Source organism: Escherichia sp. 10290, from assembly GCF_030295155.1.
Taxonomy (GTDB): Bacteria; Pseudomonadota; Gammaproteobacteria; order Enterobacterales; family Enterobacteriaceae; genus Escherichia; species Escherichia coli_F.
The window spans coordinates 1,364,771-1,390,640 of record NZ_AP025741.1 but is presented as its reverse complement, the minus strand read 5'-3'; the positions used below and the strand labels follow the sequence as shown (position 1 = coordinate 1,390,640).

Sequence of the window (25,870 nt, the reverse complement as noted above, 5' to 3'; positions counted from 1 at the left end):
TCGAAACTTGCCGTTATATCTGCCACCGGAACGGGGTAACAGAGTTTATGTTTTCCCAGGGCGACCGTATCCTGCCGGAAGCGCTGGTTATTCACAATCGATTTAACACACCATTTACATTAAATTTTAGTGCTCAGCGATACTATTTTTCATCAGGTTGCACTCCCTCACATTTTTTGCGGTTGCACCTTTCAAAAATGTTAACTGCCGCAGAGAAAAAGTCTGAGTTATTTTTTTAATCCCTGTCATATCGATTTCTTTTATTAACATTTCATTCATTTTTAAGCTTGCTACGCAGGTCACATTTAACATGGTTGCACAAAGTTGCAACATCATGGATATTTCACGATAACGTTAAGTTGCACCTTTCAGAACAACAGGAGTAATGGCATGGGAACCACCACCATGGGGGTTAAGCTGGACGACGCGACGCGTGAACGCATTAAGTCTGCCGCGACACGTATCGATCGCACACCGCACTGGTTAATTAAGCAGGCGATTTTTTCTTATCTTGAACAACTGGAAAACAGCGATACTCTGCCAGAGCTACCTGCGCTGCTTTCTGGCGCGGCCAATGAGAGCGATGAAGTACCGAATCCGGCAGAGGAACCACACCAGCCATTCCTCGACTTTGCCGAGCAAATTTTGCCACAGTCGGTTTCCCGTGCGGCTATCACCGCCGCCTATCGCCGCCCGGAAACCGAAGCGGTTTCTATGCTGCTGGAACAAGCTCGCCTGCCGCAGCCGGTTGCTGAACAGGCTCATAAACTGGCGTATCAACTGGCCGATAAACTGCGTAATCAAAAAAATGCCAGTGGTCGCGCAGGCATGGTTCAGGGATTATTGCAGGAGTTTTCGCTGTCATCGCAGGAAGGCGTGGCGCTGATGTGTCTGGCGGAAGCGCTATTGCGTATTCCCGACAAAGCCACCCGTGATGCGTTAATACGCGACAAAATCAGCAACGGTAACTGGCAGTCACATATTGGTCGTAGCCCGTCGCTGTTTGTTAATGCCGCCACCTGGGGGCTTCTCTTTACCGGCAAACTGGTTTCTACCCATAACGAAGCCAGCCTCTCTCGTTCGCTGAATCGCATTATCGGTAAGAGTGGCGAACCGCTGATCCGCAAAGGTGTGGATATGGCGATGCGTCTGATGGGCGAGCAGTTCGTCACTGGTGAAACCATCGCGGAAGCGTTAGCCAATGCCCGCAAGCTGGAAGAGAAAGGTTTCCGTTACTCCTACGATATGCTGGGCGAAGCCGCACTGACCGCAGCGGACGCGCAGGCATATATGGTTTCCTATCAGCAGGCGATTCACGCTATTGGTAAAGCCTCCAATGGTCGTGGCATCTATGAAGGTCCAGGCATTTCAATCAAGCTATCGGCGCTGCATCCGCGCTACAGCCGCGCCCAGTACGATCGGGTAATGGAAGAGCTTTACCCACGTCTGAAATCATTAACCTTGCTGGCGCGTCAGTACGATATTGGTATTAACATTGATGCCGAAGAGGCCGATCGTCTGGAGATCTCCCTCGATCTGTTGGAAAAGCTTTGTTTCGAGCCTGAACTGGCAGGCTGGAACGGCATCGGTTTTGTTATTCAGGCTTATCAAAAACGCTGCCCGCTGGTGATCGATTACCTGATTGATCTCGCCACCCGCAGCCGCCGTCGTCTGATGATTCGCCTGGTGAAAGGCGCGTACTGGGATAGTGAAATCAAACGTGCGCAAATGGACGGCCTTGAAGGTTATCCGGTTTATACCCGCAAGGTGTATACCGATGTTTCTTATCTCGCTTGTGCGAAAAAGCTGCTGGCGGTGCCAAATCTCATTTACCCACAGTTTGCAACGCACAACGCCCACACGCTGGCGGCGATTTATCAACTGGCAGGTCAAAACTACTATCCGGGTCAGTACGAGTTCCAGTGCCTGCATGGTATGGGCGAGCCACTGTATGAGCAGGTCACCGGGAAAGTTGCCGACGGCAAACTTAACCGTCCGTGTCGTATTTATGCTCCGGTCGGTACCCATGAAACACTGCTGGCATATCTGGTGCGTCGCCTGCTGGAAAACGGTGCTAACACCTCGTTTGTTAACCGTATTGCTGATACCTCTTTGCCACTGGATGAACTGGTTGCCGATCCAGTCACTGCAGTAGAAAAACTGGCGCAACAGGAAGGGCAAACTGGATTACCCCATCCGAAAATTCCCCTGCCGCGCGATCTTTACGGTCACGGGCGCGACAACTCGGCAGGGCTGGATCTCGCCAATGAACACCGGCTGGCATCACTCTCCTCTGCCCTGCTCAACAGTGCACTGCAAAAATGGCAGGCCTTGCCAATGCTGGAACAACCGGTCGCGGCTGGTGAAATGTCACCCGTTATCAACCCGGCGGAACCGAAAGATATTGTGGGCTATGTGCGTGAAGCCACGCCGCGTGAAGTAGAACAGGCGCTGGAAAGTGCAGTTAATAACGCGCCAATCTGGTTTGCCACGCCTCCGGCCGAACGCGCGGCGATTTTGCATCGCGCTGCCGTACTGATGGAAAGTCAGATGCAGCAACTGATTGGTATTCTGGTACGTGAGGCCGGAAAAACCTTCAGTAACGCCATTGCCGAAGTGCGTGAAGCCGTCGATTTTCTCCACTACTACGCGGGACAGGTGCGGGATGATTTCGCTAACGAAACCCACCGTCCATTAGGGCCTGTGGTGTGTATCAGCCCGTGGAATTTCCCGCTGGCGATTTTCACCGGGCAAATCGCTGCCGCACTGGCGGCAGGTAACAGCGTACTGGCAAAACCGGCAGAACAAACGCCGCTGATTGCCGCACAAGGGATTGCCATTTTGCTGGAAGCGGGTGTACCGCCAGGCGTGGTGCAGTTGTTGCCCGGTCAGGGTGAAACCGTAGGCGCGCAACTGACGGGTGATGATCGCGTGCGCGGGGTTATGTTTACCGGTTCAACCGAAGTCGCTACGTTACTGCAACGCAATATCGCCAGCCGCCTGGACGCTCAGGGCCGCCCAATTCCACTCATTGCGGAAACCGGCGGCATGAACGCGATGATTGTCGATTCCTCCGCCCTGACCGAACAGGTCGTCGTGGATGTACTGGCCTCGGCCTTCGACAGTGCAGGTCAGCGTTGTTCGGCGCTGCGCGTGCTGTGTCTGCAAGATGAAATTGCCGACCACACGTTAAAAATGCTGCGCGGTGCAATGGCCGAATGCCGGATGGGTAATCCGGGTCGCCTGACCACCGATATCGGTCCGGTGATTGATGGCGAAGCGAAGACCAATATTGAGCGCCATATTCAGACCATGCGTAGCAAAGGCCGTCCGGTGTTCCAGGCGGTGCGGGAAAACAGTGAAGATGCCCGCGAATGGCAAAGTGGCACCTTTGTCGCCCCGACGCTGATCGAACTGGATGATTTTGCCGAATTGCAAAAAGAGGTCTTTGGTCCGGTGCTGCATGTGGTGCGTTACAACCGTAACCAGTTGCCGGAACTGATCGAACAGATTAACGCTTCCGGTTATGGTCTGACGCTTGGCGTCCATACGCGCATTGATGAAACCATTGCCCAGGTCACTGGCTCGGCCCATGTCGGTAATCTGTATGTTAACCGTAATATGGTGGGCGCAGTGGTTGGGGTGCAACCATTCGGCGGCGAAGGGTTGTCCGGCACCGGGCCGAAAGCAGGCGGCCCGCTCTATCTCTACCGTCTGCTGGCGAATCGCCCGGAAAGTGCGCTGGCGGTGACACTGGCGCGTCAGGATGCAGAGTATCCGGTCGATGCACAGTTGAAAGCCTCATTGACTCAGCCGCTAAATGCACTACGGGAATGGGCGGCAAACCGTCCAGAATTGCAGGCGTTATGTACGCAATATGGCGAGCTGGCGCAGGCAGGAACACAACGATTGCTGCCAGGGCCGACGGGTGAACGCAACACCTGGACGCTGCTGCCGCGTGAGCGCGTATTGTGTATCGCGGATGATGAACAGGATGCGCTGACTCAGCTCGCCGCCGTGCTGGCGGTGGGCAGCCAGGTACTGTGGCCGGATGACACGCTGCATCGTCAGTTAGTGAAGGCATTGCCATCGGCAGTCAGCGAACGTATTCAACTGGCGAAAGCGGAAAATATAACCGCTCAACCCTTTGATGCGGTGATCTTCCACGGTGATTCGGATCAGCTTCGCGCATTGTGTGAAGCCGTTGCCGCGCGGGATGGTGCAATTGTTTCAGTGCAGGGTTTTGCCCGTGGCGAAAGCAATATCCTGCTGGAACGGTTGTATATCGAGCGTTCGCTGAGCGTGAATACCGCTGCCGCTGGCGGTAACGCCAGTTTAATGACGATCGGTTAAATAGGTAGCCGGAGGATGTTACAACCTCCTCCGGCATCATTAACGTGGTCGAATCCCCTCAAGAATAATCCGCTGCACGTTTTCAACCGTTTGATTGAAAAACACTTCATCGCGCAACGTGGCACCTGTCACCGCCTCCACCTGAGGGGCGAAATCGGCGTAATGTTGAGTGGAAGCCCAGATCATAAAAATCAAATGCTGCGGATCAATCGGCGCGAGTTTGCCGCTTTTAACCCAACCGGCAATCAGCGCCGATTTCTCATCAATTAACGTTTTCAAATCGCCCGTTAGCTCATCCATTAATAACGGTGCGCCTGCCAGCATCTCCATACAGAACAGGCGCGAAGCCTGCGGATAATCGCGGGAGACTTCCAGCTTCAGACGGATGTACTCTTTAATCGCTGCCAGTGGGGCGAAATCTTCACGAAACGCCTTCAATGGTGCCAACCAGATATCCAGAATTTGTCGCAGCACGGCAATATACAGCGCCTCTTTAGACGGGAAGTAATACAGCAGGTTGGTTTTTGAAACGCCTGCCAACTCTGCGATCTGCTCCAGCCTTGTGCCGTGAAAACCGAATTGTGAAAAAGTGTCCAGTGCTGCGCTAAGAATCGCTTTTTTCTTCGCGCTTACTGCGCGCGAACGCTTACCCGTTGTTTTCACTGCGCCTTGCGTCATGCGCTCTCCCCTCTTGTTGATTGGCAACAGGATAGCAAAACCCCCGCCCGGCCTCGACCTTCTGCACTCTCATCGCGCACGAATGCATGTTTTATGTGCAACTGTTTTGACCGTTTAGTCCACTTTTTTCCAGGCATTTTAGACAACTTAGCATTAACACATTAATAACATTCACTTTTTAAAAACTGGCATCCGCTTTGCAAACAAGCCATTACGCGGCTGAAAAGGATATGCAGGATGCAGCGCCCCGTCTGACTTTCACTTTACGAGACGAAGAGAGGTTGATGATGAAAATTGGCGTATTCGTACCTATTGGCAACAACGGCTGGCTCATTTCGACCCACGCGCCGCAGTACATGCCGACCTTTGAACTGAATAAAGCCATTGTGCAAAAAGCGGAGTACTACCATTTCGATTTCGCCCTGTCGATGATCAAACTGCGTGGCTTTGGCGGCAAAACTGAGTTCTGGGATCACAACCTTGAGTCGTTCACCTTGATGGCGGGGCTGGCAGCCGTGACCTCGCGCATTCAGATATACGCGACAGCTGCCACCTTAACGTTACCTCCGGCAATCGTCGCCCGTATGGCCGCAACCATTGACTCCATCTCTGGCGGGCGTTTTGGCGTCAACCTGGTGACTGGCTGGCAAAAACCCGAGTATGAGCAGATGGGCATCTGGCCTGGCGATGACTATTTTTCCCGTCGTTATGACTATCTCACCGAATATGTCCAGGTGCTGCGCGACCTGTGGGGAACGGGGAAAAGCGATTTTAAAGGCGATTTTTTCACCATGAACGATTGCCGCGTCAGTCCACAACCGAGCGTACCCATGAAAGTGATCTGTGCCGGGCAAAGCGACGCTGGCATGGCGTTCTCCGCCCAGTATGCCGATTTCAACTTCTGTTTCGGCAAAGGCGTAAATACACCCACGGCTTTCGCCCCGACCGCTGCGCGGATGAAACAGGCCGCAGCGCAAACCGGGCGCGACGTTGGCTCTTATGTGTTGTTTATGGTGATTGCCGACGAAACCGACGATGCCGCTCGTGCAAAATGGGAACACTACAAAGCGGGCGCGGATGAAGAGGCGTTAAGCTGGCTAACCGAACAAAGTCAGAAAGATACCCGCTCCGGTACTGACACCAACGTCCGTCAGATGGCCGATCCCACTTCGGCGGTAAACATCAATATGGGGACGTTAGTCGGTTCTTACGCCAGTGTCGCGCGCATGTTAGATGAAGTCGCAAGCGTACCTGGTGCCGAAGGCGTGCTGTTGACCTTCGATGATTTTCTGTCGGGAATCGAAACCTTCGGCGAGCGCATTCAGCCGCTAATGCAGTGCCGCGCCCATCTCCCTGCGCTGACTCAGGAGGTGGCATGATGACGACCTTAACCGCTCGACCGGAAGCCATTACCTTCGATCCGCAGCAAAGTGCGCTGATTGTGGTGGATATGCAAAACGCTTATGCCACGCCAGGTGGCTACTTAGATCTCGCCGGTTTTGATGTCTCAACCACTCGCCCGGTCATTGCCAATATCCAAACTGCCGTGACCGCGGCGCGAGCAGCAGGGATGTTGATCATCTGGTTTCAAAATGGCTGGGATGAACAGTATGTCGAGGCTGGCGGCCCCGGCTCACCTAATTTTCATAAATCGAACGCCCTGAAGACCATGCGTAAGCAGCCGCAGTTGCAGGGAAAATTACTGGCGAAAGGCTCATGGGACTATCAACTGGTGGATGAGCTGGTGCCGCAGCCTGGCGATATTGTGCTGCCGAAGCCGCGCTATAGCGGTTTCTTCAATACGCCGCTGGACAGCATTTTGCGCAGCCGCGGAATTCGCCACCTGATTTTCACCGGTATCGCTACCAACGTCTGCGTCGAATCGACGCTGCGCGACGGCTTTTTTCTGGAGTATTTCGGCGTGGTGCTGGAAGACGCAACCCACCAGGCGGGGCCGGAGTTTGCGCAGAAAGCCGCGTTGTTCAATATCGAAACCTTTTTTGGCTGGGTGAGCGACGTCGAAACGTTCTGCGACGCGCTTTCTCCCACGTCCTTTGCCCGTATCGCTTAAGGAGTTTAATGATGCCGAAATCCGTAATTATTCCTGCTGGCAGCAGCGCACCGCTGGCCCCCTTCGTTCCCGGCACGATGGCTGATGGCGTGGTGTATGTCTCCGGCACGCTGGCTTTTGATCAACATAACAACGTGCTGTTTGCCGATGACCCAAAGGCGCAAACCCGCCACGTGCTGGAGACAATTCGCAAGGTTATCGAAACTGCGGGTGGCACGATGGCGGACGTGACCTTCAACAGCATCTTTATTACCGACTGGAAAAATTACGCCGCGATTAACGAAATCTACGCCGAGTTTTTCCCGGGTGACAAACCGGCGCGATTCTGCATTCAGTGCGGACTGGTAAAGCCTGACGCGCTGGTGGAAATCGCCACGATTGCGCATATCGCTAAGTGAGGTGGCGATGAAACTTTCACTCTCACCTCCCCCTTATGCTGATGCGCCCGTAGTGGTATTGATTTCGGGTCTTGGCGGCAGCGGCAATTACTGGTTGCCGCAACTGGCGGTGCTGGAGCAGGAGTATCAGGTAGTCTGTTACGACCAGCGCGGTACCGGAAATAATCCAGATACGCTGGCGGAAGACTACAGTTTGGCGCAGATGGCAGAGGAACTGCATCAGGCGCTGATGAGTGTGGGGATTGAGCGTTATGCGGTGATCGGCCATGCGCTCGGGGCGCTGGTGGGAATGCAGCTGGCGCTAGATTATCCCGCATCGGTCACTGCACTGGTCAGCGTTAACGGCTGGCTACGAATAAACGCCCATACCCGCCGCTGTTTTCAGGTTCGCGAACGATTACTGCATAGCGGCGGCGCGCAGGCATGGGTGGAAGCGCAGCCGTTGTTCCTCTACCCCGCCGACTGGATGGCGGCCCGCGCCCCTCGCCTTGAAGCGGAGGACGCGCTGGCACTGGCGCATTTTCAGGGCAAAAACAATTTACTGCGTCGACTTAACGCCCTCAAACGTGCTGACTTTAGTCGCCATACGGATCGCATCCGCTGCCCGGTGCAAATCATCTGCGCCAGTGATGATCTGCTCGTGCCATCAGCATGTTCCAGTGAACTTCATGCCGCCCTGCCCGATAGCCAGAAAATGGTGATGCGCTATGGCGGACACGCCTGCAACGTGACTGATCCCGAAACGTTTAATGCTCTGTTACTCAACGGGCTTGCCAGCCTGTTATATCACCGTGAAGCCGCCCTGTAAGGAATTGCTATGAACGAAGCCGTTAGCCCTGGTGCGCTTAGCACCCTGTTCACCGATGCCCGCACTCACAACGGCTGGCGAGAGACACCCGTCAGCGATGAGACATTACGGGAGATTTATGCCCTGATGAAATGGGGGCCGACATCAGCTAACTGTTCTCCGGCACGGATCGTGTTTATCCGCACTGCAGAAGGAAAAGAACGTCTGCGCCCGGCGCTTTCCAGCGGCAATCTGCAAAAAACCCTGACCGCGCCCGTCACCGCGATCGTCGCCTGGGACAGTGAATTTTATGAACGGTTACCACAGCTGTTTCCTCACGGCGATGCCCGCAGTTGGTTTACCTCCAGCCCACAACTTGCCGAAGAAACAGCGTTTCGCAACAGTTCCATGCAGGCGGCCTATCTGATCGTCGCCTGCCGGGCGCTGGGGCTGGATACCGGCCCGATGTCAGGCTTTGACCGTCAACACGTGGACGACGCCTTTTTTACGGGCAGCACGCTGAAGAGCAATCTGCTGATTAATATCGGCTATGGCGATAGCAGCAAGCTTTATGCGCGCCTGCCACGTCTGTCCTTTGAAGAAGCCTGCGGGCTGTTGTAAGGAGCAAACTATGAACATTGTCGATCAACAAACTTTTCGCGATGCGATGTCCTGCATGGGCGCGGCGGTCAATATCATCACCACGGACGGTCCCGCCGGGCGTGCTGGCTTCACCGCCAGCGCCGTCTGTAGCGTAACCGACACACCGCCCACATTACTGGTGTGCCTGAATCGTGGGGCGTCCGTCTGGCCGGTATTCAATGAAAATCGAACGCTGTGTGTAAATACACTTAGCGCCGGGCAGGAGCCGCTTTCAAACCTTTTTGGCGGCAAAACGCCCATGGAACACCGCTTTGCCGCCGCCCGCTGGCAGACTGGTGTGACCGGATGCCCGCAACTGGAAGAAGCACTGGTTTCATTTGACTGCCGCATCAGCCAGGTGGTGAGCGTCGGCACCCACGACATCCTGTTTTGCGCCATCGAAGCGATTCATCGTCACGCCACCCCCTACGGGCTGGTGTGGTTTGATCGCAGTTATCACGCGCTGATGCGCCCTGCTTGTTAACCTCCTTAAGGAGACAGCTGATGGCAATGTTCGGTTTTCCTCACTGGCAGTTAAAATCGACCTCTACAGAGAGCGGCGTGGTCGCGCCGGATGAACGATTGCCGTTTGCTCAGACGGCAATAATGGGCGTTCAACACGCGGTGGCAATGTTTGGCGCGACAGTGTTAATGCCGATTCTGATGGGGCTGGATCCCAATCTTTCCATTTTGATGTCGGGGATCGGCACGTTACTGTTTTTCTTTATTACCGGCGGGCGCGTCCCCAGTTATCTCGGTTCCAGCGCGGCTTTTGTCGGCGTGGTGATCGCCGCGACGGGCTTTAATGGTCAGGGAATTAATCCGAATATCAGCATCGCGCTGGGCGGGATTATCGCCTGTGGGCTGGTTTATACCGTCATTGGCCTGGTGGTGATGAAAATCGGTACGCGCTGGATTGAACGACTAATGCCGCCGGTTGTGACGGGTGCGGTGGTGATGGCGATTGGCCTGAACTTAGCGCCTATCGCGGTGAAAAGTGTATCGGCTTCGGCCTTTGATAGTTGGATGGCGGTAATGACGGTGCTGTGTATTGGGCTGGTGGCGGTGTTTACCCGTGGCATGATCCAGCGATTATTGATTCTCGTAGGATTAATTGTCGCCTGTCTGCTGTATGGCGTGATGACCAACGTTTTAGGGCTGGGAAAAGCCGTCGATTTTACTCTCGTCAGCCATGCTGCCTGGTTCGGTCTGCCACATTTTTCCACTCCTGCTTTTAATGGTCAGGCAATGATGCTGATTGCGCCCGTGGCGGTTATTCTGGTGGCGGAAAACTTAGGTCATCTGAAGGCGGTAGCCGGGATGACCGGACGCAATATGGATCCATATATGGGGCGGGCATTCGTAGGCGATGGGCTGGCAACAATGCTTTCGGGTTCTGTCGGCGGTAGCGGCGTAACCACCTATGCTGAAAATATCGGTGTGATGGCCGTGACCAAAGTCTACTCGACGCTGGTGTTTGTTGCTGCCGCCGTCATCGCCATGCTGTTGGGCTTTTCGCCGAAATTTGGCGCACTAATCCATACCATTCCGGCACCGGTGATTGGTGGTGCGTCAATTGTTGTGTTCGGGTTAATTGCCGTCGCAGGCGCGCGGATCTGGGTACAAAATCGTGTGGATTTAAGTCAGAACGGTAATTTGATTATGGTCGCAGTAACCTTAGTGCTGGGTGCTGGTGATTTTGCTCTCACGCTGGGCGGTTTTACGTTGGGAGGGATCGGTACAGCAACCTTTGGCGCGATTTTACTCAATGCGTTGTTGAGCAGAAGGTTGGTTGACGTTCCTCCGCCAGAAGTTGTTCATCAGGAACCATAAACAGAAAACCGCCGGGATTACCGGCGGTGCAGATTGTTGACAACGTGCGCATTGTTCATGCCGGATGCGGCGTGAACGCCTTATCCGGCCTACAAAACAGTGCAAATTCAATATATTGCAATCTTCTGGTAGGCCTGATAAGCATCGCGCATCAGGCAAGCTTACATTTGTCATCAGTATCAACCGCCGGGGTAACCGGCGGTGATGGCTTTTTGACGAGCGACAGACAAAAATGCATGCGTCATTGATTAGCCCGGCTAGTTGTCGCTTTTACCGTGACTGCTCTTGCCACCTTTTTTACCTGCTTCAGATGCGCGCTGCGGGTCATTTTTGAAATTACCCCCGCTGTGCTGTCCACCTTTTTTACCTGCTTCTGATGCTCTTTCGCGGTCTTCTGCAAAATTGCCGGAACCGCCTCGATGGTTTGCCATTACTGACCTCCGTCTGGGTATAGACATCATATTGCATAGAATTAACGCGGCGTATGGCGGCTGCCATATTTTCGCTACGTGGGACTAAGCTTAGTGAACTGACGCGGGCAGACCCGCGTTTGGTAATATCCTGCAACAGCTTCTTAGCGAGAATAGATATCATCTCCAATAATTATCTATAAGCCGCTCTTATGATTAAAAAAACGCGATGAGATAAAAATGTGTCATTTTGCGACAAAATTGCGTGCTTGTGAAAGTTGTTATAAATCAAATAAGTGGTTGTGAAATTTGCACTCTGAAAAGGACGTCTTATCTTTAAATAAGTGGTAGCGAATCGCTACGGAATAGAGATAACACGAGGAGTGGTTAGAAATGGCTAAAGTTCTGGTGCTTTATTATTCCATGTACGGACATATTGAAACCATGAAGCATTAAAAACACAGAATTACCGAAGATCGTCCAAGAGCATATACTTTTCAATATGTTAGACCTCATTTTGACCATAAAGAAATCGATTTTACACCGTTCTTTATACGTTCTTTTTTGCCCCAAATATGCCCCAAACAACCACACTTTGCCCCAATAGCGCCCCAAAGATTTAAGGGGATTTAAGTATATATTTCAGATAATTAACGCAAGTTTACGATGTGAATTTACGTTAATTTTCTGGGTAGGGTATTTACCGTCATTCGTTCATCAATATTTCTGCATATTGACAAATACGCCTGAGCTATCGCGGGAGAAATGCAATGAAAGCAGCAAAAGGCGATGTTAATCACCCTGCTCATCTCTGTATTACCGTCATTGTGACGGCACTGATAACGAAGAAAGACCTCTGCAAGGGAGGAATCCCTCGCCACCTCTGATGTGTCAGGTATCCTCACCCTCCCCAATCACATTAGCCCCGCACTTCCGTACGGGGCCATTTCTGTTAATCCACTCCCACTTTTTTGTTGTACTCGCGGTTAAACCGATCCACGGCAATTTTCATATCCCGCTCTACCGATTTCACCATCGCCGACTGTTGCGCCAGACTGAGAGTACTGTCGGCGTAAATGGCATCACGCTGTTTACGCAAATCCTTCAGTCTCTTCCGGGTATCCTGCATAAGCCCGTTCATCGACAATTTTCCGTTGTTCTCGTCAATGAACGCCGTTCTTTCTGCGCCGGTCAGACTCTTCAGCTCTGCGTGATACTGCGCAACCTCTGTCATCCGGTCGTACATCTTCTGCTGGTCAACATACGGCATCACCTCACCTGAAATTTTCCCCAGGAAAGGCACCTGCTGTTCCGGTATATCAATACCGTTCAGCGATTTCACCGCCGCATCCGTGGTTTTGGAAATGAAGCGCCCTGTACCACCAGAGATATAGTCCACCCAGTATTTCAGCGATTCCGGTGTGATATCCACCGCGCCTGAACGGTACTGGCTGCCACCTGAGAACGCATTCAGCCAGGATGCAAACGCCTTGTACGCTTCTGGCGTTGAACGTCTTCCCAGCTGGCTGTCAGGTTTTGGTGTACCAAACGGCATGTTCTCCTGGTAAATCTGCGCCCCCATGAAGTTTTCATTCATGGCAAGGTTCGCAAACGGACGCAGAATGGTCGGCGCTGCATTTTTCAGCAATGCCCCGGACAGTGTTTCCGACGTCTCACTGCCAATCGGGCTGAATGCACCAAGCACACCACCAACAACATTACCGGCAGCACGGGACGCCGTCAGGTCACCCGCCGCCACACCTTCAGCGGTATGCCCGAGCAGGAAGAAAACGTTGTACCCGTAAGGCAGAGGAATACTCCAGTACTCTCCGGCCTTGCCCCCGAACACCGATTTCATAATGACGAGGTTACGCTCTTTCACATGAGACGGCACCTTGTCATACCAGTTAACCCCGTCATCATCCTCCCCCGCAACACTGCGGTTAAGCGAGCCAAGCAGATAACCCGCTCCCACAGCTGCAAGCGCGATTTTCTGCGGTACATTGAGATTCTTCCAGCGAAGGCGCTCCAGTAACGGCCCGTCGCCATTAAGATGTCCGAGCGTTCTCACCAGGTTTGCGGTCCCCTGAATGCTGGCGTTGGCGAACATGTACAGCGAGTTCATCAGCGCTCCCTGCTCACCACGACGGTTAAAGTTCACCGTCATGTTTTTGGCAAGAGACGCCGCCTGCTGGCGTGACAAACCGGCATCACGGGCGTGCTTATAGGCAGAAAGACGCAGAGCGTTTTCAACCGCACCGTTGGCATCCTCGACAAGGTTAAGGAACGAATTCCATGCACCGATACTCTGGCCTTTCCATCCCCCCTTCGCCAGTGAGACAAGGCGATCCATTTCCTTCTGCTGGCCTTCAAGGTCACCCATGTTAAACCAGCCGGTTTTCCCTCCGTCCTCAACAAACTCTTTCCACACCTTCTGCCACTGTGCACCTTTTCCCGTGAGGGTTTTACCACGCAGACTGGCGTATACGGCTGACATGGCAGAACGGCTGTCTTTCACCACAGCCAGGGCGGATAAGTTATCCAGCCCTTTCAGTTTACCGTCGCTCCTTCCCTGCTCCGCCTTCAGGTTCATCACCGCCGTCTGCACGTCACGGATGAAGTTACTGACCAGGAATTCCGGGTTATACGACGTGTTCACCGTTGCCAGGAAGCGGTTAACTTTCCCCAGCGTACGAACAAAGGCATTGCTGGTTTCCGGTCCCATACTCTTCATCGCACGCATCAGGCGCGGATCATGGAGTTTGATGTAGTACGTTTTGCCGTTCTTTTTGGTGGTGAAGTACCGGTCTGCCATCATTGCCATCGGTACAGGGCGTTCGACAACTTCGCGAATGGTTTCACCAGTTTCCTGGTCCTTGCGCTCTGCAATCGTCCGCATGGTATCCGGTCTGTCATCGGTGAATACCTGCCAGTAATCCTTGTCGGGATTATCCTGCACCAGTTTCAGGAAGGCGTTACCCACTTCGTTTTTGCGATGGCGGATCAGCGATTCGCTCAGGTCCTGTATCGCCTGAGTGGACGGAGACTGTGCCCGGGATGCACGCCCCATGGCCTGCCTGCTTTCACGTCCGCCGATGGTGAAGCCCTTACCTGTACGGGGCAGTGACACCACACCGTCAACATCCTGACCTTTCAGGGGAACGTAGTAACGGTAGGCGTTCTGCCAGGCATCCACCACACCGTTCTCTTCAAGTCCGGCCTCACGGATAAGCTCACGGCGACGGGCCAGCATATCGTCAATAATCCCTGCCAGACGGTCATACTGTGCCTGTTTGCCACTGTTACGTACACGCTGCATGATTTCCGCCGCTTCCGCGTTGGTCATCCCCGAACCGCCGTCCGGCATTTTCGGGTTGATTTTCGCGATATGCGCGTTACGTTCCGGCGCGTGACGGGCGTAGAGGTACTCATCCAGATCGGCCTGCGCAATTTTGTAGTCCGCCAGTAATTTAGCCAGTGGCTGAACGTAGCGCTCCTTCATCACGTTCAGGTCGTTTTCCGCCTTCCCGTGGAAGAGTTCTTCCGCCATATAAGCGTTGTTACTGTCGTCCACTTTGCCGCCAGTTTTACGGATATTCTCCTGAACAGCTTTCAGCACCTGGAATTTATCCTGCATCTGGCGCACAAAACGCGATGCAATTGTCTCTTCCGGTGTCAGACTGCTGGTACGGGAGTAATACGGCCCCTTGCGAATATCTTCAGGATAGAGTATTTTATCCGCAGAGCCGCGATAAGAATGTTCCCCTTTGGGCAATTGGAGCCCTCTGTGCAGAAGGTTATCGCGGCTTAATTTTTCTCTCCGGTACAACGTTAACCCGGTCATTTCCATACTCTTCAGTTTTTTTCCATTTTCTGTACCGTAAACAGAAGCTACCTTGTTGATTTCCAGACGCGACCGGACAGCCTTCATGTGTACCGCTGACACCACCGGATCACCATTTTTATCCACGGCATCAAGCAGCATCACAACCGCATTTCTTTCTGTCGCTGAGCGGTAAATTGCATCCGGATCGTGCATCAGTTCCGGTAGTCTCTCGATAACATCCATCGGCACCACATGTTTCACACCATTGGTGGCCTTCCGCACAGTATCGCGGGAAATAACCAGCGGCAAATCCGGTGCACCAAGGTGACGCAATACCGGCGGCGTACGCCCGATGTTTACCGTTAAATCTGTGGTGCGCAGAGATTTCATCATTCTGGCAAGGTCATCACGATAACGCTCGCCCTCACCTTCCGGCACTTTGAACGGATCACGTTTACCACTACGGGAGTACTGAGACGATGCGCCCGCGCCATCCTCACGCGGCGTGTAACCTTCCCGCACACGCTGGCCTAACGTACGGATGGTCTCGCGAACAAGTCTGATATCGTTCAGTTCCGTCGGCTTCAGTAACCCCGTACGACGCAGTACCCCTTTGACCAGGGCAACAACACGCTCCCATGCCGCCACGAATTTATTCGGCTGTTTCTCCGCCATATGTGCCAGAAATTCACCCGCCTGTACTTCCGGTGATTCCTTACCATAGGAAGCATCAACCTTACGCCAGGCTTCACGGATGGTGACGTTATCACTGTCGCGGGTTTTCAGCACGGTTTTGATAATCGTCTGATATTCCGCTGGTGTGACAACATGCTCCATGGCATGGTGAATGATCTCGTGACGCAGCTTCTCGCGAACGGTCCGCCCGTCAGGGATGTTATCCGCCACCAGGACAATTTCTCGTTTATCCGGACGATAGAATGCGTGCACCCTGCCGTAACCATCGAACAATTCACCCGCCAGCGCTTCAGCCTCTTTCTGTGACTTCACCACACGGACCTTCAGGTCACTGTCCTTAATGCCGCTCATCACGCCACGGGCAACCGCTTCAACCTGCGGGACCGGGCTGCCTTTGGCTTCCGCACTACGGTTAACATCCGAAATGAGATTACCTTCAGGTGTGCGGGTAACGCCCTTACGGGAATAAAACGCAACGCCCTTGTCCGTCTCACGGGTTTTCAGGGTGCGGAACAGGTGATCGAATGCCTCACGAATACCGCCATCCAGTTCCGCATTCGTCGGATAAGCCCAGGTGTTATCTGTGTTGTGCTCAGGTGCCTTACGGATATTGACCAGATAATCATTCTCCACGCCAGCCATACGCGCCTTATCCTGAACATAACGCTCAAAGGCACGTGCCGCCATTTCAACATCCGTTGACCAGTACGGTTTTGAGCGCACCTCATCGAGAAGCACTGAACGACGCGGCATGTCACTGTTTTTAATGGCCTGAATCACACCTTTAAAAGCATCGTAAACCTCCTGACGTACCGGATATTCAGCATCAACATACCTGCCGTCTTTAAATATGCGCCTGACACGCTGTGCTTCCGTCATAAAGTCGCCACCTGACGTAATTTTCCCGTCATTGGAAACGTCATAACGACCAAAATAATTATCCAGAGAATGGAACCATTCGTGCGCCAGCGCACCCGGTCCGTTACCTTTTGTCAGGTTGATTGCCACCTCACCCGGCTCATAGTGTGCTGCCGCCTTACCCTTACCACGGGCACCAAATGCCAGGCCAAGACGACCGTTCAGGGAAAGCGCTTTTGTCGGTACATTCAATACTTCCGCAAGGTCATGCAGCGAGTCATAAGCCCGGTTCAAATCAGCCTGACGACGCGGACCTTCCACGTAGTTACCAAACTGCACACCACGGAAACCAAACGCATCACTGAACTGCTCCGGTGAAACATCCCCTTTACGGCGTTCTGGTCCGGTACGGTCGCGGTTGGTGGCGTTACGCTGCTCCTCACGCGAAATCTCCCGCATCTCCTTCACATGACGAACAAGCTCATCACGATGTGAATCAATGTACTTACGCGCATCACTGGCTGACTTAAAGCCACCTCTCACCCGCATTTTGTTTTTGCCATAAGCGATAAAAATATCGCCACTGCGGGTATTCCGGTAAACGTCAAAGCGGATTTTGTCATCCGGTGACGGTGCCGTTTTTTCATCTCCTTTCGCCTGTGACTTTTCCTCCAGCTCTGCAAACCAGACTTTCGCCTTTGTCAGTAATTCATCCCTGCTTTCCGAGAAAAAGAGGTTAGTCCCCTTATTGTCCTTATTGCGCAGTGAATAAAGTTTCTGTGGCGGATCGTAACGCTTCCCTCCTGCCGCCTGATACACACCCGATACCACCCGATAAGCAGAAGCCTTGTCCATCTGTGAGGGTGGCAGAGTGCGTAACAGTTGCCAGGTATCCGCGTAACGGGAGGGCATTCTGCCTTCCATCCATTCTGCGAGGCGTTTCGCGCTGACCGTTCCGTTAAGCATTTCCGATACACTGTGTCGTACTTTTTTTACGCTCTCCCCCCAGCCAGCCGTATTGTGTTTCGTCTTCGCCGGAATATCGCTACGATACAGCGCTATCATTGCCAGGGTGTCAGCATCAGCCCCTTCGCTCGCCAGTTTTGCGTAGTCCGGTTTCGGGAACAGTTTGCTCAGCGGCTGCGTGGCATAATCCCTGTCTTCCAGCGTTTTACCCAGTGTTTCAGCAAGCTGTGCATAACGGTGTTTGGCTGCCCCTTTAATTTCCTCGCCAAAGTCTTCAATTTTTTTGCCCCTGACTTCACCTCCGCGCACAGTAGCTTCCCTGTCAGTAGAGACAGTTGTTTCAGATTCAGGTGCGATTGTCTCAGGCTGCGGGATGTCACGATTTCCTCCGGCCTGTCGACGTACTTCTGCCTGCTGTGCGAGCTCAGGCAATGAGTTACGAACAGTTCGGGGAAGCTGATCAGGCTGAGGCATACGGACATTGTGTGTAATGTCCGGAGCCGGTAGCCCTTCACGTACCGGTGCTGTCGCGTTCTGCGCATCCGGTGACGGCAGACCACGACGAACCATTTCACCCTCGAGTGTTTCCCCCTGGCGACCAGCGGCGTTTTCCGGTGCCGGAGCTTGTCCTTTCTGGAAACTCTGGCCCTTAACCTCACCGGTTGTGGTAAAACGACCACCACGTCCGGCCTGATTTTCATCCGGCGTACGCGCCACTTCTCCCGGTAACGGATATCCCTGTCCGGGATGAATATCGCCGGGAGCGGGCAGGCGCGGACGCTCAGTTAACTCCTGTGCTGTCGGACCGGCATCACCTTCAGCCATCTGTGAACGTACAAGCTCCTCCGCCGTCGGCGCGTTGCCACGGGCAAGGCGGGCCTGTACCTCCGTATCATCCCCCGTGAAACCACGGAATCGCGGGTCACGCATGAACGCGGGCTGCTCCATCGGGTCAGCATCAGCAATACGCTCTCTGTCAGCCAGGGTGTTAATGGTTTCCGTTGCCACATCTTCAGAGAACGCAGGATTATCCATTTCAACGGCATACTGATTCTCGCCTTTCTTCACTACGGACGGTTTCAGGCCGGTGGCGGCGGCATTACGGAAAACATCACTCCCCATGGCGCTTTTCTCATCCGTGAAATAACGGTTGTCCGGGCGCACCTTCTCAATGCGTTCCGCTGGTCTGGACGCACCATTCCCGTTAATTTCAATGCGGACTTCATTCGGGTCCCGGAACCGCACCGTCGGGTAAATGCTCCCGTTACCATCCTCCGCATTTTCAGGCTGTGACTGTGCTTCCGGCGTCACTTCCTGTTGTGGGCGAATGACTTCTCGTATTGCCTGAAACTGTTGTTCTTCAGTCTCGGTGCGCCCCTCTTTCTGGCTGAGTCTGCGGTATTCCTCAAGCAGTTCAGAACGCGGCTTCGCCTTCAGCTCATTCATCACAGCCTGTCGCTTCGTCTGTTCGTCCAGTTCATTCAACAACTGGCTGGCAGCTTCCCGGCGATGAGCTGCGGATGCGTCACCCTCTGTTGCCATATCCGCATCAGCATACTGCTCCAGAAGCTGCTCGCGATTCATGCCCTGCATGGATTCACGCTGCTGCGCCACCGGATCAACAGATTCTGGTTGCGGGGCTGCGTCGTCCTGCTGCACGGTTTCAGCATCACGCATGGCGGTTTCTTCTGCGGCCTGACGTCTGCCACGATATCCGGCAACCGCACCGAATGGAGCCCCCATCGCAGCACCAAGGGCAGCACCTTCGATCGTTGCGTCAGCCACGCCCTCCCATGGCGATACATCCATTCCGGCGGTCTCACGCAATGCCGTGTTTTCCTGATAGCGTGAATAGCCGCCCTGCGCCGCATTAATCGCCCCCTGTGCAGTGGCATTTCTGACAATGCCGCTTTTAACGGTCTTCGCTGTGCCTCGTGTCACCAGATTAAACAGTTGTGCGTCACCCAGTTTTGCCGCCATGGCATTCACAGCCAGCAATTCAGGATCGGTTGCCAGCTGCGCGCGCACCTCATCGGCAACACGCTCTTTTGCCAGATCCATTTTCTGGCGATCAGTAAGCTGTGCGTGCTGCGGGTCGGCGTCAATGGACAAAAACGTCTGCTGAAATTTCGGTGACTGCGCCAGCTCAGAGTAATCAGCATTAAGAACAGCATCTGCTGCCGCCATTGCACTCTGCCCCTGTGCACTTACAGTGGAATGGGTGATCAGGCCCGCCTGGAATAAATCCGGCATTTTTTTATCGACAGCTTCTGCTGCCAGTGCCGTGGCTCTTTCCGGCTGCATCCCTGCCGCGATGTATTTTTTCTCCAGCCCGGCGGTCAGCATTTTTCGCAGTGTGACATCACCCACCTTTCTAGCCACACCGCCAGCAACCATATCAGGTACAAGCGCACCAATCAGGTTTACACCCTTCGCCACCCAGACCGCAGAATCATTATAGCCTTCGGTCATCGGCGTATTCAGCGCACGAACTGCACCCGGCGACATCTTACCGGTCAGCCATTCATCAGTGGCTTTGGCACCATCACTGACAGCCTTACCGGTTGCCTTCAGACCTTTACCGACAGTATCAGTAACCGCGTTTTTGCCATCAGGCAGGGTATCGATGACCTCATCAGCCCCCCTGCTGCCACCGGCAAAAATATCCTGCACAGTTGCGACACCCGGCAGCCCCATACGGCTAAACTCATTTAAAATACGCGCCCCTGTTTTTACCGGGCTCTGAATCATCGCATCACCGAGTCCACGGGCCATTTCCCCTGTTCCCCGGACGGACTGGGCGAAACCTTTACCCATTGTTGGCAATACATCGCCCAGGCTGAACGACGTACTGTTATCCTTCCAGCGATTCGGATCAGAGAAAAATGCTTCATAGCTGTCAGTTTCGCCGGGTTGCTGAATGTTCAGGCTGTTACGATTCTGGTTACCGAGTTGCGCCTCAGGACGCTGTTCCTCTGAATAGGCCATACAGACTCCATAAAAAAACCCGGCACAATGGCCGGGCATCAGGAAATGGTATTAATGGAATATCGTGAATTACTGGGCGTAATTCTGTTTCAGTCCACGGATAAACTGAGATGCAGATGAAGCACTTTCATCTCTGGCCTGTTCCCCCCTGGCCTTTTGAATACGGAGAAAATTCGCATACCCGTTCTCCAGCAATTTCTGATTCTGAGGTTCCAGCATTTCAGGCTGACGGGCCGCTACATTTCTGGCAAATGACAGCTTATCAGGATCATCTCCCGCCCAGTTGATAACCTGTTGCTGAAGTTTTTGTTGCTGAATTTTCTGTTGATGCGGTTGTGAACCAGTCGCAGCATAATATTCATCCACCGCAGCCTGAGCATTACCGCCATTCTTGATCGCGTCCGCCGCTACGTTGCTGGCCCCCTTCTGAAGCTCTTTCAGAGAAAGTCCCTGCTGCTTCGGCATAAAATAACCATAATTTTTCGATATCTCTGCAAATTTGCTGCGATCCCTGACCTGAGCGATAGCCTTATCAACGGGTATCGCCAGCACGGTTTGATCATCAGGGTGCGCACTGCCGTATTCTGTTACAGGTTTATGCGCGGTGGAGCCATCGCTGTATGTGAGATCAAGGCCAATAAGTACGTACCCTTCCTGCTGCGCTGGTACGATACTGCCAATCCTGGCCTCTTTTATCGTTTTTTCCCCGGTTGAATCAGGCATGCCAATACGCTGTTGTAGTTCCGGGGCAAACACGCCGGAAAGCACATCGAGATTTTCCGGGGTATTCAGCGAATCGATCGCCATGTCCGGCTTATCACCAAAGATTTTTTGCAGGTTGATCACGGCCTGACCCGCTTTCGCTGCATAGCCTTCGTTTGACATAAGAATTAATGGATGTCCCTTTGGCAGCTGCCCGAACAGACGCGTTGCAGCCTCCTGATCGCCAGCCTCAATTGCTTTTCCAAGCGCTTCCATTAGTGGCTGGCTATGGGCAATCATATCGTTATACTCAAGCCGTCGCTGGTTGTATTTCTGCAACTGGAGTCGCTGCTGCTCCATACCCAGTGACGCATTCCGGTAATTCTGGTTAGCGTTAAACTCCCTTTCCTTCAGTGCATAATTACGGTCGTCAACTTTGGCTCTGTAATCAAAGTTCCGCTGATCAACGTTTTTATTATGTTCAAACTGAGACTGCGCAAACTCAAAATCGCGCTCGTTATTTTTCTGTTGCCGGGCAAGCTGTGCTTCACGCAGACCAAGCTCCTTACGACGGGTCATTGCCTGGTCAACGGTGCTGAATCCGGCAAGTAACCCCTGTGCAAATCCGCTCATTCACCACTCCTTAAAACAAAGAACCAGCAATGCCGCCAATTACTGCTCCAGCAACAGCACCAACAGGACCACCAACGGATGCGCCAATAGCCGCCCCCGTACCAATGCCCGTACCGATATTCTGCTTGTTCTGCGCTTTCTGTTGCGCCGCCATCTGTTTGTTCGCAGCCTCAATTTCTTCACGTCGTCTGTCTGCGTCACTTATTCCCTGTAATGCCTCACGCCGCGACTGATTTGCAATATCCAGTAAACCGTATCCCATATTGCCCCCTTACGCTGCCACCAGTTGGCCGCCAACACTCAGTTTCTGTCTTGCCGGTGCAGAAGCCCCCGTCAGAATATTCATCTGGCGATCCTGTTCGGCTTCACGGATACCATTTTTCGCGCCAGCAATTGCCAGGGCATTACGTAACCCCAGCGTATTACTGTCGGGATTATCCGGGCGGTTTACCCCGTATCTCGCCATCTGGTTATCCTGCGCCATCTGCGCTGTACGGAGACCGGAAGTGGCAAGGCCTCCCACCCGTGCAAGCTGTGCATTCATCAGACTGTTGTTCTCCCCAAGGTCAGCCAGCCTTGCTACACGGGGTAAATATCTGGTGCGCCAGTCGTCGTATTGCTGGCGGGTCAGCGCTGCGGATGTCTGCCAGTCCCCCTGAGGGCGGGCTGCTCCGGTATAACCGTATCTTGCAAGTGTTTCGTATTTACCGTACTCCATAATCACAGTCTCCAGTTCTGAGCCTGATGCTGAATGGCATTAGCGCCAGTGCCAGGTGTTTTAGCACCGCCACTTCCTCCGCTACCGCCAGCCTTATGCATCGCATATGTACCTGCCGCACCCAGACCAGCGCCAACAAGAGAGGCTCGCCCCTGCTGTTTCGTAAACGCCGCCTGTGCATCCGATTTAGCTTTTGCCAGACTGCTGTCTGCCAGCGAGTTAAAACTCTGTAACGCATCCGCCTTCTGACCAGAACCGAGAGCTGCAACATCCTGTAGCCCGGCAACATACTTATCTGCCTGCGATACCTGCCCCCGTGTGGTTGTGTCAATCTGCCCGGTTACCTGATCACTCTGGTTCGCATTCATTACCGCGTTAAAGCGACCACTGGACGGGTCAACACCGGACTGAGCAAGATTACCCGCCAGCTCCTTCCGTGCTTCGCCAAACTGTTTCTGATACCCCAGATTTGTGGTGCCAGCAATATTGTCGTACTGCTGCTCACTGTTCAGGTCATCGACCTTTTCCATGAAGTTATCTTCAGCCGGGCGGAGGATTTTTTGATAATCCTGCCACCCTTTCCAGGCCACTTCTTCCTGTGCTATTTGCGCTGCTGTTGGTTTTACTTTGGTATCACCACCGCCTTTACTTCCACCCATAATGGCCCCCTGGATAACAAAAAACCCTGCCGGAGCAGGGTCAGAATGTGAATTACAATGTTGGTTTAAACACAATGATGAAAACTGTAGCAGTCAGACCGCTATCCTGAACACCATGAAGCCATCCTCATCATCCGGCATTCGCTCAAAGCCCAGACGTTTTCCCAGCCGGATAAATCCCCGCCTTGCCGTATGAAATTCAGCCCAGCGTCCGCCAGCCAGACGGGTTAATGTCTTCACCTCCGGCAGATAACGCTCAACGCTGTTACTCCCCGTACACACGCCCAGCAACACCAGAACATAAGGGATACCATCAGCACTGAGCACAGAACGCAGCACCAGAAAGCCATCAGGTGCCTCAAAACAAAACGCCTGCTTTTTAAGGCAGGCGTCTTTAACTTCATTCATAAATTCAGGGTTGCGGGAATTCCTCACCACACGCTGCATATACCGGAGAATTTTATCGTTCATTCTCTCACCTGAAACGGGTGCCATATCGACTGAACCTCAGCAACCAGTTGACGGGGACTTTCGTCCCCGTCGCGGTTTTCCTACTGCTTACACTGTAAGAACGCCGCAAATTGTGACCACATGATGTTAAGTCTGAACTCACAGTGAGAGTTGTGTATCATCCAGACAATCATCAAAATAGTTATGCATAAAATGCTGACTATGATCGTTTTTTGCGGCATAGCGCTTGACTCCTTTTACAGAGAGGCGCTAACCTTCTACTTGCTTAAGGTACGAAGTGTTAGGGCCTCGGGTTAACGTTAAGTTGACTCGGGGCCTTTCCACATCAGGCCTTCAGGTTCTCCCTCCAGCCATCAGCCGAAAGGCACCCACGCATAATTTACGGTTTTTGCCCTGTACGGGCAATAAAAAACCCGCCATCACAGCGGGTAGTAAACGGTTACCGGATACAGGTCAGAATTTCAGGCCAATGCCAGCAGTAACGCCACTCGTGCGCCAGTCGCCAGAGCCGGAACCTTCGTAAGCCACATCCAGTGTAACACTCTCATTCAGGTTAAACTGTGCACCTGCAGCCCACGCAAGGGAGGTTTTTTTCGTGCTGTTGCTTTCAGAAAATCCGCCACTACTGTTAATATTGTCCTTAATTTTCAGGTCAGCGCTAACTTTAGCAACGCCCATCCCTGCCATCGCATATAAACTCATGTACTGATTAACCCGCCATGAAGGCCCCGCTAACAGACTCCAGTAATTCGCCCTGATATCCGTTCTGGCAGAAGCTGCCGGATTCTTAATCTTCCTGGTATGATCGGCTGACTGCACATCAATAAATGTCTGTGAGTTAGTGAGAGAACGCGTCCATGTAAAAGAGGTGATAACGCCAAAATCATCCGTTATCTCGTAGCGATACCTGATATTAATGCCCTGTGGATTTTTATCCTTGCCTTCATATCCACTGACCCGACCATCTGTATATTCGCCCAATGAAGAAAAGTAGTTTCTGTTGACGAAATGACTGAAAGTCTCCCTGTTATGAGCAGTCGCATCCTTTACAAAATCCTTCAGTCCCGGAAACTGAAAGTGCGCATACCCCAGAGAAATTGTATGGTTTCCTTCTGCTGCATGTGCAGATAAATTTACACAGGCAATCCCGGAGATTGCACACACAACCAGTGTTGCTATACTCTTCATTTAAGATATCCTGTATTCAGATAACACGCTAAACTTTTTAATAATACATCTTTTTAGACATTTTAAATGAATATTAAAGACTCGCTTCAACTAATCATATACTGATGTATTAATAACCAGGACCTTATCTATATACGGCTTTCGAATATCCCATGTTGCACCGCCGGAATAATGCTCACAGGAATATATTTTATTTCCTGTAGCACCAGTGGATGTGGTATAAATCGGTCGATCATAAGGAGTTCTTTTCCAGTTATAATACCCGACCAGTGCAGGCATGATTGCGCATGGATATCCAAGGTCCTTTTCAAATTTGATATCAACAGGTATTAACTTCGCGTCAAGCAGCATCATTTCGCCATGATAAATCATCTCACCGTCCGGGTTATACATGGCGATACCATACTCAGAAGGTGGAGTAACCATATTCGCGAAAGCATAAACCGTCGTAACACCAGGGTTCGTTCCCCTGACAATTACATGAAGCCTTAGTGCATGATATCCATCAATCTGTTCATGCGTGTACATGACATCGGCCTTCTTCTCTGTTCTGATAAAGAAAAAACAACTTTTGCCTGACGGGATTGATGTTTTAAAAAAAGACTTTTCAGTCGCCGGTATGGTGCCTTTGTTGATCAGACACTGCGGCGTAAAACCTGGACTTATCCATACGCTGCCATCCGGCTTCATAATGCTCAAACCATACATGACACTTATCCCCAGAATGTATAAATATAAGATCCCATACCCTGCTCAAGATTCGACCACGTCACCGTATTGCCATTAATGGTTATCTTCGGTACTTTCCGATCCGCAAATACATTATTCCAGGGAAATAAACAACATACAGCCTGCAATGATTTCCCGTCGGGTTTATTCGTGTACGTCTTTGAGCCAGACTCCGCTGTAAATCTGTCCAGGAAAAATACCGGAGTCAGCACGCCCGTAACATTAACGTTATTTCTGTTATAAATGGCAAAACCGTATTCCAAT

At 52.6% G+C, this 25,870-nt stretch carries 21 protein-coding genes and 1 pseudogene; 9 read left to right on the top strand and 13 right to left on the bottom strand.

Translation table 11 applies throughout. The features are described 5' to 3' along the window. Window positions 1-126: 126 nt before the first annotated feature. Window positions 127-336: a hypothetical protein gene (locus QUE74_RS06880; RefSeq protein ID WP_000979515.1), complete on the bottom strand. Its 210-nt coding sequence runs from the start codon at window positions 334-336 to the stop codon at window positions 127-129. A gap of 54 nt (window positions 337-390) precedes the next feature. Between QUE74_RS06880 and putA the strand changes: the two genes are divergently transcribed. Further along, window positions 391-4,353, top strand: coding sequence for a trifunctional transcriptional regulator/proline dehydrogenase/L-glutamate gamma-semialdehyde dehydrogenase (gene putA / locus QUE74_RS06875; protein WP_001354905.1), 3,963 nt, complete (start codon window positions 391-393; stop codon window positions 4,351-4,353). A gap of 39 nt (window positions 4,354-4,392) precedes the next feature. Here the strand turns inward: putA and rutR are convergent, their stop codons facing one another. Further along, window positions 4,393-5,031: an HTH-type transcriptional regulator RutR gene (gene rutR, locus QUE74_RS06870; protein ID WP_001354904.1), complete on the bottom strand. Its 639-nt coding sequence runs from the start codon at window positions 5,029-5,031 to the stop codon at window positions 4,393-4,395. 287 nt (window positions 5,032-5,318) lie between these two features. On the opposite strand from rutR, the gene rutA reads away from it, so the two are divergent. From rutA to rutG, 7 genes are read left to right on the top strand one after another with little or no spacing between them, the layout of a single operon-like run. After that, the gene (rutA, locus tag QUE74_RS06865) at window positions 5,319-6,410 is read left to right on the top strand and encodes a pyrimidine utilization protein A (protein WP_001354903.1); all 1,092 of its coding nucleotides are present in this window, start codon (window positions 5,319-5,321) and stop codon (window positions 6,408-6,410) included. After that, window positions 6,410-7,102 (top strand): peroxyureidoacrylate/ureidoacrylate amidohydrolase RutB, encoded by a 693-nt coding sequence (gene rutB / locus QUE74_RS06860; protein ID WP_024210573.1) that lies wholly within the window; start codon window positions 6,410-6,412, stop codon window positions 7,100-7,102. Before rutA ends, rutB begins: the two co-directional genes overlap by 1 nt. An 11-nt stretch (window positions 7,103-7,113) precedes the next feature. After that, window positions 7,114-7,500, top strand: a complete 387-nt coding sequence (gene rutC / locus QUE74_RS06855; protein WP_001126793.1) for a 3-aminoacrylate deaminase — start codon at window positions 7,114-7,116, stop codon at window positions 7,498-7,500. A gap of 7 nt (window positions 7,501-7,507) precedes the next feature. Then, on the top strand, window positions 7,508-8,308 hold the full coding sequence (gene rutD, locus QUE74_RS06850; protein WP_001354901.1) for a pyrimidine utilization protein D: 801 nt from the start codon (window positions 7,508-7,510) through the stop codon (window positions 8,306-8,308). A gap of 9 nt (window positions 8,309-8,317) precedes the next feature. Beyond that, complete coding sequence (locus tag QUE74_RS06845; protein WP_001001172.1) at window positions 8,318-8,908, top strand: malonic semialdehyde reductase; 591 nt, start codon at window positions 8,318-8,320, stop codon at window positions 8,906-8,908. Between the two features lie 10 nt (window positions 8,909-8,918). After that, complete coding sequence (rutF, locus tag QUE74_RS06840) at window positions 8,919-9,413, top strand: NADH-dependent FMN reductase RutF (protein ID WP_001028095.1); 495 nt, start codon at window positions 8,919-8,921, stop codon at window positions 9,411-9,413. Window positions 9,414-9,433: 20 nt separating this feature from the next. Beyond that, window positions 9,434-10,762, top strand: a complete 1,329-nt coding sequence (rutG, locus tag QUE74_RS06835) for a pyrimidine utilization transport protein G (protein ID WP_001240613.1) — start codon at window positions 9,434-9,436, stop codon at window positions 10,760-10,762. Window positions 10,763-11,019: 257 nt separating this feature from the next. Here the strand turns inward: rutG and QUE74_RS06825 are convergent, their stop codons facing one another. After that, the gene (locus QUE74_RS06825) at window positions 11,020-11,193 is read right to left on the bottom strand and encodes a con-10 family general stress protein (protein ID WP_001273658.1); all 174 of its coding nucleotides are present in this window, start codon (window positions 11,191-11,193) and stop codon (window positions 11,020-11,022) included. A 768-nt stretch (window positions 11,194-11,961) separates the two neighbouring features. Here QUE74_RS06825 and QUE74_RS29455 point away from each other — a divergent pair. Continuing rightward, window positions 11,962-12,035, top strand: a pseudogene (locus QUE74_RS29455) (Hok/Gef family protein); the annotation flags it as partial. Between the two features lie 89 nt (window positions 12,036-12,124). Here QUE74_RS29455 and QUE74_RS06820 read toward each other — a convergent pair. The 10 genes from QUE74_RS06820 to QUE74_RS06775 all read right to left on the bottom strand — a co-directional run bounded on the left by QUE74_RS06820 (window position 12,125) and on the right by QUE74_RS06775 (window position 25,869). Then, window positions 12,125-20,506: an LPD5 domain-containing protein gene (locus QUE74_RS06820; protein ID WP_000331685.1), complete on the bottom strand. Its 8,382-nt coding sequence runs from the start codon at window positions 20,504-20,506 to the stop codon at window positions 12,125-12,127. A 69-nt stretch (window positions 20,507-20,575) separates the two neighbouring features. Next, window positions 20,576-21,841, bottom strand: a complete 1,266-nt coding sequence (locus tag QUE74_RS06815; protein ID WP_000012452.1) for a hypothetical protein — start codon at window positions 21,839-21,841, stop codon at window positions 20,576-20,578. A 10-nt stretch (window positions 21,842-21,851) separates the two neighbouring features. Beyond that, window positions 21,852-22,103 (bottom strand): bacteriocin, encoded by a 252-nt coding sequence (locus QUE74_RS06810; protein ID WP_000540391.1) that lies wholly within the window; start codon window positions 22,101-22,103, stop codon window positions 21,852-21,854. Window positions 22,104-22,112: 9 nt separating this feature from the next. Next, window positions 22,113-22,559, bottom strand: coding sequence for a hypothetical protein (locus QUE74_RS06805; protein ID WP_096853716.1), 447 nt, complete (start codon window positions 22,557-22,559; stop codon window positions 22,113-22,115). Window positions 22,560-22,561: 2 nt separating this feature from the next. Continuing rightward, the gene (locus QUE74_RS06800) at window positions 22,562-23,218 is read right to left on the bottom strand and encodes a hypothetical protein (protein ID WP_105268495.1); all 657 of its coding nucleotides are present in this window, start codon (window positions 23,216-23,218) and stop codon (window positions 22,562-22,564) included. Between the two features lie 93 nt (window positions 23,219-23,311). Continuing rightward, the gene (locus tag QUE74_RS06795; RefSeq protein ID WP_000035557.1) at window positions 23,312-23,713 is read right to left on the bottom strand and encodes a hypothetical protein; all 402 of its coding nucleotides are present in this window, start codon (window positions 23,711-23,713) and stop codon (window positions 23,312-23,314) included. Between the two features lie 56 nt (window positions 23,714-23,769). Beyond that, complete coding sequence (locus QUE74_RS06790) at window positions 23,770-23,910, bottom strand: Hok/Gef family protein (protein WP_001135717.1); 141 nt, start codon at window positions 23,908-23,910, stop codon at window positions 23,770-23,772. 232 nt (window positions 23,911-24,142) lie between these two features. Continuing rightward, the gene (locus QUE74_RS06785) at window positions 24,143-24,877 is read right to left on the bottom strand and encodes an Ail/Lom family outer membrane beta-barrel protein (RefSeq protein WP_000835363.1); all 735 of its coding nucleotides are present in this window, start codon (window positions 24,875-24,877) and stop codon (window positions 24,143-24,145) included. 90 nt (window positions 24,878-24,967) lie between these two features. Continuing rightward, window positions 24,968-25,585, bottom strand: coding sequence for a hypothetical protein (locus QUE74_RS06780; RefSeq protein WP_001301884.1), 618 nt, complete (start codon window positions 25,583-25,585; stop codon window positions 24,968-24,970). A 5-nt stretch (window positions 25,586-25,590) separates the two neighbouring features. Next, window positions 25,591-25,869, bottom strand: a complete 279-nt coding sequence (locus QUE74_RS06775) for a hypothetical protein (protein ID WP_000455635.1) — start codon at window positions 25,867-25,869, stop codon at window positions 25,591-25,593. Window position 25,870: the final 1 nt, after the last annotated feature.

What these genes read in the sequence shown, in the direction of transcription:
- QUE74_RS06800 (WP_105268495.1), bottom strand. Translation starts at nt 23,218, where the DNA reads ATGGGTGGAAGTAAAGGCGGTGGTGATACCAAAGTAAAACCAACAGCA.
- QUE74_RS06825 (WP_001273658.1), bottom strand. Translation starts at nt 11,193, where the DNA reads ATGGCAAACCATCGAGGCGGTTCCGGCAATTTTGCAGAAGACCGCGAA.
- rutC (WP_001126793.1), top strand. Translation starts at nt 7,114, where the DNA reads ATGCCGAAATCCGTAATTATTCCTGCTGGCAGCAGCGCACCGCTGGCC.
- rutB (WP_024210573.1), top strand. Translation starts at nt 6,410, where the DNA reads ATGACGACCTTAACCGCTCGACCGGAAGCCATTACCTTCGATCCGCAG.
- QUE74_RS06795 (WP_000035557.1), bottom strand. Translation starts at nt 23,713, where the DNA reads ATGGCACCCGTTTCAGGTGAGAGAATGAACGATAAAATTCTCCGGTAT.
- QUE74_RS06815 (WP_000012452.1), bottom strand. Translation starts at nt 21,841, where the DNA reads ATGAGCGGATTTGCACAGGGGTTACTTGCCGGATTCAGCACCGTTGAC.
- rutR (WP_001354904.1), bottom strand. Translation starts at nt 5,031, where the DNA reads ATGACGCAAGGCGCAGTGAAAACAACGGGTAAGCGTTCGCGCGCAGTA.
- QUE74_RS06805 (WP_096853716.1), bottom strand. Translation starts at nt 22,559, where the DNA reads ATGGAGTACGGTAAATACGAAACACTTGCAAGATACGGTTATACCGGA.
- QUE74_RS06785 (WP_000835363.1), bottom strand. Translation starts at nt 24,877, where the DNA reads ATGAAGAGTATAGCAACACTGGTTGTGTGTGCAATCTCCGGGATTGCC.
- QUE74_RS06820 (WP_000331685.1), bottom strand. Translation starts at nt 20,506, where the DNA reads ATGGCCTATTCAGAGGAACAGCGTCCTGAGGCGCAACTCGGTAACCAG.
- QUE74_RS06880 (WP_000979515.1), bottom strand. Translation starts at nt 336, where the DNA reads ATGATGTTGCAACTTTGTGCAACCATGTTAAATGTGACCTGCGTAGCA.
- rutA (WP_001354903.1), top strand. Translation starts at nt 5,319, where the DNA reads ATGAAAATTGGCGTATTCGTACCTATTGGCAACAACGGCTGGCTCATT.
- rutG (WP_001240613.1), top strand. Translation starts at nt 9,434, where the DNA reads ATGGCAATGTTCGGTTTTCCTCACTGGCAGTTAAAATCGACCTCTACA.
- rutD (WP_001354901.1), top strand. Translation starts at nt 7,508, where the DNA reads ATGAAACTTTCACTCTCACCTCCCCCTTATGCTGATGCGCCCGTAGTG.
- QUE74_RS06790 (WP_001135717.1), bottom strand. Translation starts at nt 23,910, where the DNA reads ATGCCGCAAAAAACGATCATAGTCAGCATTTTATGCATAACTATTTTG.
- QUE74_RS06810 (WP_000540391.1), bottom strand. Translation starts at nt 22,103, where the DNA reads ATGGGATACGGTTTACTGGATATTGCAAATCAGTCGCGGCGTGAGGCA.
- rutF (WP_001028095.1), top strand. Translation starts at nt 8,919, where the DNA reads ATGAACATTGTCGATCAACAAACTTTTCGCGATGCGATGTCCTGCATG.
- QUE74_RS06780 (WP_001301884.1), bottom strand. Translation starts at nt 25,585, where the DNA reads ATGTATGGTTTGAGCATTATGAAGCCGGATGGCAGCGTATGGATAAGT.
- QUE74_RS06845 (WP_001001172.1), top strand. Translation starts at nt 8,318, where the DNA reads ATGAACGAAGCCGTTAGCCCTGGTGCGCTTAGCACCCTGTTCACCGAT.
- putA (WP_001354905.1), top strand. Translation starts at nt 391, where the DNA reads ATGGGAACCACCACCATGGGGGTTAAGCTGGACGACGCGACGCGTGAA.